General features: G+C 41.7%; 11 protein-coding genes. 6 read left to right on the forward strand and 5 right to left on the reverse strand.

Annotated features, from left to right (window positions below):
- Nucleotides 1-65: 65 nt before the first annotated feature.
- Nucleotides 66-2,579, reverse strand: a complete 2,514-nt coding sequence (locus GVO62_RS15095) for a tetratricopeptide repeat protein (protein ID WP_159119946.1) — start codon at nt 2,577-2,579, stop codon at nt 66-68.
- Between the two features lie 63 nt (nt 2,580-2,642).
- Nucleotides 2,643-3,275 carry a YdcF family protein gene (locus tag GVO62_RS15100; protein ID WP_159119947.1) on the reverse strand — a complete coding sequence of 211 codons (633 nt, stop codon included), beginning with the start codon at nt 3,273-3,275 and terminating at the stop codon, nt 2,643-2,645.
- A 91-nt stretch (nt 3,276-3,366) separates the two neighbouring features.
- On the opposite strand from GVO62_RS15100, the gene GVO62_RS15105 reads away from it, so the two are divergent.
- The 6 genes from GVO62_RS15105 to GVO62_RS15130 all read left to right on the forward strand — a co-directional run bounded on the left by GVO62_RS15105 (nt 3,367) and on the right by GVO62_RS15130 (nt 8,522).
- The gene (locus GVO62_RS15105) at nt 3,367-4,212 is read left to right on the forward strand and encodes a S1 family peptidase (protein ID WP_236547190.1); all 846 of its coding nucleotides are present in this window, start codon (nt 3,367-3,369) and stop codon (nt 4,210-4,212) included.
- A gap of 389 nt (nt 4,213-4,601) precedes the next feature.
- Nucleotides 4,602-5,294, forward strand: a complete 693-nt coding sequence (locus GVO62_RS15110) for a hypothetical protein (RefSeq protein ID WP_159119948.1) — start codon at nt 4,602-4,604, stop codon at nt 5,292-5,294.
- Entirely contained in the window at nt 5,287-5,517 is a 231-nt protein-coding gene (locus GVO62_RS15115; RefSeq protein WP_159119949.1) for a hypothetical protein, read from the forward strand. Before GVO62_RS15110 ends, GVO62_RS15115 begins: the two co-directional genes overlap by 8 nt.
- The gene (locus GVO62_RS15120) at nt 5,508-6,374 is read left to right on the forward strand and encodes an HprK-related kinase A (RefSeq protein ID WP_159119950.1); all 867 of its coding nucleotides are present in this window, start codon (nt 5,508-5,510) and stop codon (nt 6,372-6,374) included. Before GVO62_RS15115 ends, GVO62_RS15120 begins: the two co-directional genes overlap by 10 nt.
- Complete coding sequence (locus GVO62_RS15125) at nt 6,361-7,479, forward strand: nucleotidyltransferase family protein (protein WP_173360001.1); 1,119 nt, start codon at nt 6,361-6,363, stop codon at nt 7,477-7,479. Before GVO62_RS15120 ends, GVO62_RS15125 begins: the two co-directional genes overlap by 14 nt.
- Nucleotides 7,480-7,505: 26 nt before the next feature.
- Entirely contained in the window at nt 7,506-8,522 is a 1,017-nt protein-coding gene (locus tag GVO62_RS15130) for an NAD-dependent epimerase (protein WP_159119952.1), read from the forward strand.
- Between the two features lie 23 nt (nt 8,523-8,545).
- Here GVO62_RS15130 and GVO62_RS15135 read toward each other — a convergent pair whose 3' ends face one another.
- The 3 genes from GVO62_RS15135 to GVO62_RS15145 form a co-directional block, all read right to left on the reverse strand.
- Nucleotides 8,546-9,439: a patatin-like phospholipase family protein gene (locus tag GVO62_RS15135; RefSeq protein ID WP_159119953.1), complete on the reverse strand. Its 894-nt coding sequence runs from the start codon at nt 9,437-9,439 to the stop codon at nt 8,546-8,548.
- A 338-nt stretch (nt 9,440-9,777) separates the two neighbouring features.
- The gene (locus tag GVO62_RS15140) at nt 9,778-11,973 is read right to left on the reverse strand and encodes a malate synthase G (RefSeq protein WP_159119954.1); all 2,196 of its coding nucleotides are present in this window, start codon (nt 11,971-11,973) and stop codon (nt 9,778-9,780) included.
- 98 nt (nt 11,974-12,071) lie between these two features.
- Entirely contained in the window at nt 12,072-13,016 is a 945-nt protein-coding gene (locus GVO62_RS15145; protein WP_105931610.1) for a LysR family transcriptional regulator, read from the reverse strand.
- Nucleotides 13,017-13,274 lie beyond the last annotated feature (258 nt).

A 13,274-nucleotide genomic window follows, 5' to 3' on the forward strand; every position in this document is an offset into this window, starting at 1 on the left:
AGCCCAAATAGGCTGTCTAGACCTACTTTGGGCTACAATTGTTTATGTAGACCTTGAAGATAAAGTTAATTTTTTATTGATCTCAGTGTATCTTCGTAATTAGGGTTATTAGGTTTTAATTCTAACGCTTTTTCAATTAGTGTTAATGCATTCTGTTTATTACCAAGCTCATTCTCGATCCAAGCCAAGTTATTCATGACAGCATGGTTATTCTGCGTTGCTTCAAGCAGGAATATGTAATAACTCCGAGCTTTTAGCTTATCTCTCTCAACTAAAGCGTCTGCCAACAAGCGCATATTGATAATATCTGACGGTAGATACGAAACATGCTTTTCTAAGAATGAAATTGCTTCGCTAGCTTTTCTTTGGTTCATCAGTGCGCTGAACATCATGGAAGCAACTCGCGGGCTAGGTGCTTTTTCATATGCTTCGGCGAGTCGTTCTTCGGCTAAAGCAAAATTTTTACTCGTCAATGCAAAGCTTGCCGAGATCCCCCTGCCTAAAGGAGTATTTTGAGTTGCTTTCGGTATTTGAGCGAATTTCTGTTTAGCTAACTCTAACGAACTTGTTAACAACAAAAAGTTGACTTGAAGTAACTGTAATCTAGGATCATCAAATTTCTTAAGAGCTTGCTCTGTTGTTTCTAGTGCTTTATTCGCGTTTCCTAACGTCTCAAGATAATTTATTTTAGCAATATAGGCATCCGGAACGTCGGGGGTGTGTTTTATCCATTCATCTAACGCTATCAAAACCTCTTCAGGTTCTGTCGCCATTACTTTATTTTTTAATAGTAACTTCCAATAAGCAGAATTTAGTTGTTGAGCATTTTTTTTGTAGCGAGAAAGAGAACTTAAGGATTCTTTATTTTTGCTCTCTAGTAGTAAAAATTTGGCTTTCAAAAGCTCAAATTCAAAAGACTTTTCAATGAGTGAGTCAGTAACTTTATAGACGAAGTTCTGACTATAGTTATTTTCTGAATTTACAATAAACAGCTGATTAAGCAATAGTAGGTCAGGTTTGTCAGTTGATATTGCTTCCTCTAGATATTCACTTGCTTGCTTAGCGTTCTGAGTTGCTAAGAGTGACTCAACGATGAGCGTATGTTTCAGAGGACTGACGACTTTATTTGCCTGAAGACTATCAAGAGCAGCGTCGTAATCGCCTTCCAGGTAGCTTGCGACGCTGCCAGCAAACATTGCTGCCTCTTTGTTTTTGCTTTGCCATGTGTCAGCAATCTGTTTTAATTTCTCTACTTGATTGTACTGATAAAGTGTCCCAATCATTACCTGCGCTAAAGCACCATTCTCAGGTGCTACTAAAGGAATGAAATCAAAATTCATTTCCTCTGAATTTGCTTTAAATTTATTTAATTGAGAAAACTTTTGAAATTCAGATGATAAAGAAGAAGTTTCGATCGAGGCGATACTTTGGATGAGTTGATTTCTTGTATCAATATCGCCTTCTGCTTGAGCAGCGTTAGCGGCAATAGCAAATAGCGAAAGATTAGCTTCGTCGCTATCAACTAAACTATTTTTAAATACCTCTATTCCTTTTTTGTAATTCCCAAGCTTTATCTCAGTTATAGCGAGGACTTTTCTTGCAGGATGTCCTTTCGGAAATACTGAGTTGGCCCCTTTTAGCTGTTGAAATGCTTTCTCGTAATATCCCTGTTGGAGGTATAGCGTGCCAAGGTAAGTTTTGAGGGCGCTGTCATTGGGATAAAAATCTGCAGATTTAAGTAGATATTGTTCAGCTTCTCCAAGAGAACCGTTAAGAAAATTGATCGTTCCTTTCAACCTGTTCGCTAATGGTTGATCGGGGAATCGAGACAAAACTTCATCGGAATACAACAGTGCTTCATCATATTCTTTGTTATTGTAATAGCATTGCGCCAACCGTAGGGTGGAGTATGGGTGAGTAAAAAGTTGTTCATTTACTTTTTCAAAGGTATCAATGCACTTTGTAGCCTCACCGTTAGCAAGATAATAGTGCCCTAGCATGGGTAAAAAAATACCATCGCTTTCTGTTTCGATGGCAGCAGTTTCGTCTTGAGATAGCTTCAGTTTTTGGTCCGAAATATTGTTCTCTAGTGCAATGAGCGCTTGGTCTAATAAATCTTGGGTTTTGGCGCTTTTTTTCTCAGTACTCCCCACAAGGATCAAGAATCTATCATTAAGTTTACTAATTCTTGAGTTCTTTTGTAACTCTGGAAATGTAGTATTGAAAGACTCAATATCTTCGAATTCCTGATTAAAAAAACTCAGTAAAAAGTAGTTTTCTATCGCCGAAAAGGCTTTGTCAGCATTTTCTTCTTTAATATTTTCGAGTATGCGAGTGTATTCCCTCTTAGCATTTAATATCTGACCAGTTTTCAAATATGCGTCCGCTAACAGAAGTCTAGCATCCAAAAACGTTTCATTTTCCTGAACTAAGCTTTTCAACTGAATAATTGACTTTTCGTAGGCGCTAGCTTCATAGTCCTTCTCAGCTAATAAAAACTTCTCTTGGTCAGTTTCTTGTGTGCACCCTAGTGACAGAAGGCTAGTTAAGCCTAGAAATAAAATTTGTTTTTTATTCATGGTTGAATCCATTTCCTTTGTTTCGCTAACATTACTCACTTCTTTTCGGCTTTTCAAAGCAATTTAGTTTAGCAAGAAATATTTTACGCGGGCTCCGTATTCGTACATCGCCATCTCTACTCGACGCATTGCGTTTGCAGATGGCATCTTAACGTATGGGGTAAGGCTTCCCGAACTGTGGAAATCTACTGGGAAAATACTGACCTCGTTACAGTATTCAGAAAGAAGTAATGACGCTCTTTTCGTATGTTTTGCTGAAGTAACTAGAATGATATTTCTTTTAGTTATATAGTCTTTTATCGATTCAACTTCACTCGCGGTGTCTGTACCTTTAGCTACTAATATTAAATTTTTTCGTGAAACGCCAAGGTCAAAAAGCAATTCAAACGCTTTTTGGGAGTAGTTTATATCAGGGTCATGTAAAAAATTTCCACCCGTCACCAAAATTGGTTTATCTAGTTTCTTTGAAAGCTTACTTGCTTGAACTAGTCTTTGTAGGGAGCAATGACTCCATCTTGATATTTCTGACACTTTGCCGACTGTAGAGTAATAACAAGCGGGAGTGACGATAAAGTCTGTTACTTCGGACTCCGCCAATGATTCTGAGTATGCTATATCATGTTCCAAAGGATATAAAAGAAGATCTGCAACGTAAGGCTGTGTTGTTAGCAACGCTAGTGATATAACACTATACATGCATGCCTTGCATAATCGTTTGAAATTAAACTGTCTCAGAATTAAGGCAATAGCTAAAATCAAGCACATTAAGCTTAATGGTGAAGAAATAATGAAAAACAGCTCTCGTAAAAGATGCACAGTTAGCAACGTCCTAGTGTTAGCTCGATTTTTGAAAATGGTAGGTAGTTTAAACAAGCTAATGGGGTTTTGTACTATATTCTTGTTGGCCACATCAACTCATTTACGCGCAGAACAACAATTTATTGATGTAGTTGAGAGCGTTACAAAGAGTACCGTTGCGATTGCGTTAGATGCTCCGTATAAGCATGCATCTCCGAGGGTTTTAGGAACGGGCTTCATAGTTGATGATGGGTCTTATGCTATTACCAACTATCACGTGGTATCTGAACCGCTAGATCCGAAGTATGTTGAAAATTACGTAGTGCTTAGTGGTGAAGGTACGGTTGTTAAAAAAATAAAAGCAGAGATTATTAAAATAGATCTTAAGCACGACTTAGCTTTGTTAAAGCTAGATAGCATTTTGACTCCTGTAGCACTATCTTCTAAAAACATGCTCAGGCCAGGTACTGACATAGCGTTTACTGGCTTTCCCATTGGAGCGATACTAGGGATTTACCCTGCGACTCACCGTGGCTACGTATCAGCAATAACGCCTGACGCTATACCAGCAATGAATTCGCAACAATTAAACTTAAAGATGATGGAGAGATTAGATAGCGTTAGTCTGATATATCAACTGGATGCTACTGCTTATCCAGGAAATAGTGGTAGCCCTATGTACGAACCCAGAACAGGTGAGGTTATTGGAGTAATAAATAAAGTCTTAGTTAAAGACACGAAAGAAAGCGCGTTGTCTTCACCTACAGGAATCTCTTATGCGATTCCTGTTAAATTTGTTATTAAGTTATTAGAGAGTAATTTCGGTAAGGATTGATGGTATAGACATTTGATTGTGGTTGAACAATCGTCGGTGTCTCTGTGTTTCTAGAGAGATAGTGTTATTTTCTATAAGGTCGATTATATAGTAGAGCTTAGGTTTGAGTATCTTTATACCTGTGTATCATTTGAACGAATGTAATGGAAGTTGCTTATCAGGTAACCTTTAATAATTCAAAAGGTGAGTTCTCAAACTTTTCTTGCTACAATTCAATGAGAAAAGCTCTGTAATCTCAGCCTATACGGTTAGTCTATACTGAAAGGGTGTATGATTTTTTTACAGTTTTTTAGAGAATAGAATAAAAAGCTCTATACAACAAAGAATTAAGTTTCGGTATGAAACTTGTATGTCACAGTGCGAATTGATTTTTCTAGGATGTGGTTAGAATGGATAACAAGATAAATAACGATGAAGCGAAAAGAAACGCTCGTCGTAAATTTTTAAAGAGAACATCCGCTGGCGCGATTTTAGCGTCATTACCCGCTGCATCTGTGTGGGGGCAGGATTCTCTTATTGCAGGTTCCATTGCGGCATCCGGTACCGGTTCTGACTATGCTGGAGGCTCGTCAATAGCGCTGCTTTCACCAGGATACTGGAAGAACCACACCCAAGAGTGGGGAGTTGTTTCAATTACAGCTAGTTATTACTCATATACCAACAGTAAACCTTTTGGTTATGGGATATCGGGTTCGTTGATGAAAGACTCTGATGGTAACGTCCTATCTGACACGGATATGCAAAACCTTACCCTTCTTAAAATATTGCAAAACCCTGGGGGCGGTAACGGTGAAGGTAATATTAAGGGAAAATTTGCAGGTCCAGGTAACATTAATTGCTACATCGCTGAAATGATCTTGAATGCAGCTAATCATGGAAAAACTCTTGATGGGCAACTAATTAACTTTCCGGTTTTGTATGATTCAGCGAATGTAGGGTTAGGCAGCAATAGCGGTACACCGCACAGGGGTCTATTTCCTAGTTTAAATGCGTTTGCCAACTATCTTCATACCAGCGCTATTGGAAAAGAAACCGCCATGGCACTTGAGTTGGAAGCGTTGCTTAACGGAAATCATGCCTAAGAAGCTTGATAAGTACCTTGAAGAAGGCGTGATGTACCACGCCTTTTCTGATCTAAGTGGCGTAACATTTTATTCGACGATAAGTAACGAAATTTTCGTGGCGGCTGTTTCAGAGAGTGACCTGCTTAGTGCTTTTCACTTGAAAAGTGATATGACGGCGGATGTTTCAAATGTTGCGAGCGTTCTTGTCAAACAGGGGTTTATAAAAACTGAATGGCATTAAGCAGTTTTGTGCTAAACACTCACCCATTTTCTTTTCGAGTGTCGACAGATATTGAGCAAATAGTTGAAAGTGTCAAGCTTCTTTACGGCGATGCTGTAGAATTAGACTCTCGAATTTCCCTTCCTTATTACGAAATTAAAATCAAGCATACTAGCCTTGCTAGAAAGCTGTTTAAATCACAAAGCCAGTTTTTCTGCGATCAGCGCGAACCTTTTCTTCCAATGCCAATCGATAAGTGTCTGGCCATGTTCGAATGGGGCCTCAATTGGGTGGTGAGTGCTCATGAATTCAGGCATGTGATTCTTCACTCGGCGGTATTAGCTAAGGGTGACAAGGCGGTATTGTTTCCTGCGCCTCCTGGCTCAGGAAAAAGCACGTTGACAAGTTGGTTGAGTCATAATGGTTGGCGACTATTGTCTGATGAAATGGCTTTAATGACCCCAAATACTACACAAGTTACCCCTTTTGTTAGGCCTATTTGCCTGAAAAATAACGCAATTGCTTTAGCGAAAGAGTGGTTCCCTGATGGGCGATTTTCACATATTTCTCCTAACACTCATAAAGGTGATGTAATACACCTCTCACCACCTCAAGCGTCGTGGCATGAGCGATTTAATACAGCAGAGGTAGTTGCTATTGTTTATCCTCAATATTCTACGAGCACATTCTGCGATATTTACGAGCTTACCAAGGCTGAAGCGTTTTCTACGCTTACTACAAACGCATTCAATTATGGCGTTCTAGGTGGAACGGGGTTTACAACACTGACGAATTTAGTTGAGAAATGTCAAACTTTTGAAGTTAAGTATAATAATTTAGAAGAACTACAGAGCTTCTTGGAAAATGATGTCCTCTAATTCGTTACCTATAACCGAAGAAGCAATTGTTCGAGCGCTTCAAGACCCCGAGAGCTGCATAGGTAAAAGTGATGCGTGGTGGTTTAGTTTTATAAAAATTTTGCGTTTCGAGCGCTTACTGTCACTCTTTGCTTTTAGATGTGAAGAGTTAGATTTACTTGTCAGTTTTCCAATGGTAGTGCAAGGGCACCTTAAAAATGCGTTGATCATGGCTCAGCGACAAGCCGATCATTTAAAGTATGAAGTTTCGCTTCTATCTGATTCAATCAAAACCGTCACGCCTCAATGCTTGTACTTGAAAGGCGCAGCTTACTGCCTAGCTAACATGACAGTTTCTAAAGGCCGCTTGTTTTCAGATATTGATGTTTTAGTACCGAAGGAATGTTTGGATAAAATTGAAAAGAGCCTTTTATTTAAAGGTTGGCTGAGTAAACCGATCAATGATTATGATGAACGGTACTATCGAGAGTGGGCACACGAGATTCCTCCTCTTGTGCAGTCTAGACGAGGCACTGTTGTGGACATTCATCACAATCTGGTCCCTCCTATATCAGGGAAAGCACCAGATATTGAAGCATTTTTATCTCAGACCATGCATGTTAATGGTGTAACGGTACTCAAACCTCACGCCATGCTGCTTCACTCATGTATTCATCTTATCTTTAATGAAACATTCAAGCAGGCACATCGCGATTTGTATGACATTTCTTCTATTATCAAAGACTATGGCAATTCAACATTTTGGGATGAGGTTATTCGTCTCGCGAAAGAAACAGGCTTTTATAAAGAACTATTTTTGGGGTGTCGCTACAGCAGTAAGAAGCTTGGTTATGAACTGCCGCCTAAACTCATCAGTGATGTGCCCTATACAAGCGCTAAACTAATGTTGTTAGACTTGGTAATGCTAAAAGCATTGTCGCCTCATCACCCACTATGTAAAGTACCCGGTAGAGGTGTCGCTAATTTTCTTGCGTGGGCGAGAGGCCATTGGTGTAAAATGCCCTTAATGTTGCTCATTTATCATCTTTCTATCAAATCTGGCAGAGCGCTTGCACAGTCTATTTTGGGTAAACATTTTTTTGATGCTGAAGGGACACCTAAATAGTGGGTAATAATCTTATGGAGAAAAAATTGAAAATCTTAGTCACCGGAGCAGCTGGTTTCATTGGTGCAGCTGTATCGCAATACCTTATCAATCGTGGTGACCAAGTTGTCGGGATAGACAACATTAACGATTATTACGATGTCAATTTAAAGCATGCTCGTCTAGACGAGATTAAGTCATCAACTGCAGCTGATTTGTTTTCATTTGTAGAAATGGGCGTTGAAGAGCGCGACAAAATGGCCACGCTGTTCGAAGAACACAAGTTCGACAGGGTAGTGCACTTGGCCGCTCAAGCGGGTGTGCGCTATTCCCTTGAAAATCCTAACGCTTATGTCGACTCTAACATAGTCGGTTTTGTGAACATTCTGGAAGGCTGTCGCCATAATAAAGTCGAGCATTTAGTGTATGCGTCTTCTAGCTCAGTTTACGGCGCGAATGAAACAATGCCGTTCTCAGAGCAGCACAATGTCGATCATCAGGTAAGCTTGTATGCCGCCTCTAAAAAGGCCAATGAACTGATGGCGCACACATATAGCCACTTATATAACCTACCTACAACTGGGCTGCGCTTTTTTACAGTGTATGGCCCTTGGGGGCGTCCAGATATGGCGCTGTTTAAGTTCACAAAAGCTATTTTGGAAGGTAAAACAATACAGGTTTATAACTACGGTAACCACCGTCGCGATTTCACCTACATTGATGATATCGTAGAAGGCGTTATCCGTTCTTTAGATAATGTGGCTAAACCCAATGAGAGTTGGGACGGCAGCAACCCAGATCCAAGTACGAGTAAGGCACCATACAAGGTATACAACATTGGCGCGCAAACACCTGTTCACCTTCTGAAGTTTATTGAGACGCTAGAAAGTGCATTAGGCATTGAGGCGAAGAAAGAACTTCTTCCAATGCAGCCAGGCGATGTGCCTGATACTTATGCTGACGTTTCATCATTGGTCAACGACACTGGTTATCAGCCTTCAACAGACGTAGAAACGGGCGTGAAAGCCTTTGTTGATTGGTATCGAGACTTTTACAAAATTTGATTTCCAATGAGTACTTGATTAGGTTACGACACATCAAGTGCACTGCGTTTCATTACGCCCGCACACTTTTTGGGCAAAAATTCTTTTGTGGTTGCGTAACCAAGCTCAAAAAGTGTGTTCTTTATCTCAGGCGATAGTGAGAAGTCTACCGCTGAAATCTCACCTGTATTTACCACCACGGTATTATGCCAATACTTTGCATTAACGTATTCCCGAGAAATTGCCGTCATAAACGTTCTAATAAGCATGCTGACATACTGAGGCAGTTGAAGCATATTCTTCTTAATTGCTTTGCGCTTTTGTTCGGTGCTTTGCAGCCGGAAACATACAGAGGGCGTTCCATCACCTCGCCAATCTTCAAAAAGTGCGTCTTCTGATAATATTGCGCCATCCACTAGTAAATGTTCTTTGAACGGCTTAAATGAAAATATAAGTGGGATTGACATGGAGTAACGCACAGCCTCTGACACTTTCATATCAGGCGCAGTCTTTTTGTTGAATAACACAGGCCCGCCGCCGTTCACATCGGTGGCAAGAATGTTCAAATTCATCGGCATATCGTTAAACACTGCCCCTTCGAGTTGCCTATCAATCCATTTTTGAAAGACATCACCAGATGAGAGACCGCCTTCACGCAGCAGTCTTACGAGTGAGAACTCAGTAAATTGTTTGAAGTCAGTGACTAGCGCTAGCTCTCGCATTTGCTCAACGGAGTAACCTTTGGCGTAAAGCGATGCGACAATAGAGCCCCCCGATACACCTACTAGCGTATCGAAGCCAATATGCATATCGTTCAAGGCCTTAATAATACCGATGTGTGCACTTAGACGTGTGCCGCCACCTGAAAAGATGGGCACAATTTGTGTGATGCCCGCTCGTAATAGGTCATTCGGAACTGTTGCTGGGGCTATCTGCATGTACATACTCCATAATGATGAGGCTGCTACAACCGCAGTTTTTTGCTTTCGTTGTCACTGCTTAACCTCTTATTAAAAGCGTAGTTTACTGAGCTCGTAACGGCAAAATAGAGATGCTATTTAGTCAGGAACTTTAGTCTAGGGTGTTGCTTTTTCGCTACGAGATGGGATGGGGTGAGATGGAGTGTGGGGAGAAGGAACTACCTCGTGTTAATTTCCTGATGTAAAGCAATAAACGAGAAAAGGTAGCCAATAGAGATGAACAAAACAAAAAGCCCACCTCTGTTACAACAGTAGGTGGGCTCTATTTCTCTAGCGTATAATTTTCAATAGCTAAATTAATTACCAGCTAGTTTCGCTTTCATCTCCCGTCGACGGGCGTGCAACAAAGGCTCGGTGTAGCCGCTAGGTTGCTCTTTACCTTTAAAGATAAGGTCGCTCGCGGCTAAGAAGCCGATAGAGTTGTCTAGGTCCGGGCTCATCGGAATATATTCAGGGTCGCCGGCGTTTTGCTCATCCACTAGCACTGCCATACGCGCCAAAGACTCTTTTACCTGATCAACGCTCACAATGCCATGCTCTAGCCAGTTGGCGATGTGCTGGGATGAAATACGCAAGGTTGCGCGGTCTTCCATCAGCCCTACATTGCTGATATCCGGCACCTTTGAGCAACCTACGCCTTGGTGAACCCAGCGTACAACGTAGCCCAAAATACCCTGAACGTTGTTGTCGATTTCTCGCTTAATACCGTCTCGAGTGAGTGTTGAACCATCTTCTAACAAAGGAATGGTGAGAATATCGCTTAACCCATCAAAATCGGCATCAAGAGACTTCTGAACGTCAAACACGTTTACGTCATGATAATGAAGCGCGTGAAGTGTCGCGGCAGTAGGTGAGGGCACCCACGCCGTATTAGCCCCAGCCTTTGGATGGCCAATTTTAGTGGTCATCATATTTTTCATTTCATCAGGTATTGGCCACATGCCTTTACCAATTTGGGCTTTGCCAGAAAGGCCGCAGCGAAGCCCCACAGCCACATTTGCAGTTTCATAAGCCTTAATCCACGCCATCGACTTAAGCGCAGCTTTTTCTGCAAATGGCCCTGCAAGCATTGAGGTGTGAATTTCATCACCGGTTCTATCTAAGAAACCTGTGTTAATAAACACAACACGTGAGGTGGCCTCAGCAATACACGCTTGAAGGTTGATGCTCGTGCGGCGTTCTTCATCCATTATGCCCATTTTAAGGGTGTTGGCTGGCACATCGATAATCGTTTCGATAGCGCCAAACAGTGCGTTAGAGAATGCGACTTCCTCTGGCCCGTGCATTTTAGGTTTAACAATATAAATACTGCCTTCGCGGCTGTTTTTAAATTTGCTGTTACCTAAAAGATCATGCTTCGCGATAAGAGATGTCACTATACCGTCCATGATCCCCTCTGGCACTTCTTCTCCGTCAAAGAGCATGGCATTGTTAGTCATAAGGTGGCCCACGTTTCTAACGAACATAAGGCTTCTGCCAGAAAGTACTAGCTCTCCTTCCTGTAGCTTGTTCTGCGATACGTGCTTCGACGGTTGATAATGTCTATCGTCGTGCATAGCGCGAACAAGCTGCTTGCCGCCTTTTGTCATCTCAATGCTAAGCGTGCCTTTCATAAGGCCTAGCCAGTTGCTATACACCAAGGTTTTGTCTTCGGCATCAACCGCGGCAACGGAATCTTCACAATCCATAATGGTGGTTAGTGCGGCTTCAACCAGAACGTCTTTTACGTTTGCGGCATCGCTCTCACCGATAGGGTGTGTGGGGTCAATTTGAATTTCAAAGTGCAGGCCGTTGTGAGCGAAAAGCAGGCTCGTGGGAGCGCTTATGTCACCTTGATATCCTTGCCATTGCTCAGTGTTTGCTAGCGTAGTTTCATCACCATCGGAAAGGGTAATAGCCAATTTACCTGTTTCAATTTTGTATTTGGTAACGTCGGCATGACTGCCCTTAGCAAGCGGTATCATGCTATCTAAGTAGTCTTTCGCTTTCGCAACAACTTTGGCACCGCGAACAGGATTGTAGCTTTTACCTGCTTCAGCACCGTCTTCATCACTTATAACGTCAGTGCCGTACAATGCGTCGTACAGGCTTCCCCAGCGCGCATTTACCGCATTAAGAGCGTAGCGGGCGTTATTGATTGGTACAACTAGCTGAGGACCAGCCATCGTTGCAATTTCAGCATCAACATTTTGTGTTTGAGCACTTACATTTGAAGGTTGTTCAACGAGGTAGCCAATATTTTTGAGGAAATCAGTATATTGATTTCCACTTACTGGGTTGCCAGCCTTGTGGTAGTCGTCAATTGCACTTTGAAGCTGCTCTCGCTTTTCTAACAGCGCGCGATTTTGAGGAATGAATTTTTCGAAGAGGGCTTCAGCACCTTGCCAGAAAGCATCTTTATCTACGCCTGTACCAGGAAGAGCCTGTTCGTTGATAAAGTTATCGAGTTGTTCGGCAACCTGTAGTCGGCCTCTAGTAATATATCCTTGCATAACTACCTCTATACATTTGTCTGTTAACCCAGTGTAGTGTGTATAGAGATAGTTTTTTAATTTATGGTTTGTATTTTTGCCATATATCTCGTGAATGTTTAGCCGGCGTTCATTTCGCTAGCCACATCGCTGATTAAACGGCGTAGCCAAATGTGTCCTGCATCGTGGTGAAGTAGGGCACTCCACGCCATTTTTAACGCAATAGGCGGGATGTCGAAAGGGGGCTCTTTAATTACTACGTCTGGGTCGTGTTTAAATAAACGGGCAGCTTTACTTGGCAAGGTAGCAATAAGCTTCTGCTTTTTCGCAATCTGCAGGGCTGCATGATAATGACGCGTAAACACACGAATAGCGCGTTGTTTTCCAATTTTTGTTAGCTCAGCGTCAACCCACCCCAATTTTTGAACTTCATTTGGGTCAATACCCACGCCCACGCCAAAGCCAGTTTTGCTAACCCAAATATGCTGAGCACTCAGATAGCCCTCAAGGTCGCATTTTTCAACTAGCGGGTGGTCGGCACTCATTACACAGCTAAAGGTGTCATACCAGATAACTTTTTGGTGAAACGACAAAGGCAGTTCATCGAAGCGGTTAATTGCCATATCCACTTTACCTTGCTCTACATCGTGAAACGTCACGTCGCTTGGCGTGATAAGGTCGAGGGTAATATTAGGCGCTAAATCGGCTAGCCTGCCCACTAATTCAAGTAGCAGAGTACTCTCCGCATAGTCACTGGTCATTATGCGGAAGGTTCTGTCGCTGGTTAAGGGGTCGAAATCAGTCTCTGGCTGAATAGAACTTTCTAATCGACTAAGCACATCGCGAATAATAGGCTGTAGCTCAAGTGCGCGCTTAGTAGGTGTCATCCCGTCACTGGTGCGAACGAGAAGCGGATCTTTAAACAGATCGCGAAGGCGCTTTAAGCCGTTACTCATTGCTGGTTGAGTAATGCTTAGCTGGTTTGCCGCTTTCGTTACACTTCCTTCGCGCAACAGCACATCCAAATAAACCAATAAATTCAGGTCGACCTTCGCTATATTCATTATTCTAATGCTCTTTTTAAACTGAATTAAACGTAACTATTATAAAGCTTTTTTATTGCAATGTCAGATAAGCGTTTAGTCTTAAATGAATAGTTTTAATATTTTTAAGTTATTGGTTTTTAATGAGTATGTAGTTTTTTTATGAAGCCAAAAAAAAGATAGTTTTCTTTATTTTTTGTTGAGGGCATAAATAAAATAAATGTGAGGCATAAAAAAGGGCACCCGAAGGTGCCCTGTAGGAAAGGTTGGGATACTTTC

The organism is Alteromonas sp. KUL150 (genome assembly GCF_009811475.1).
In the GTDB taxonomy this organism is placed as follows: Bacteria; Pseudomonadota; Gammaproteobacteria; order Enterobacterales; family Alteromonadaceae; genus Alteromonas; species Alteromonas gracilis.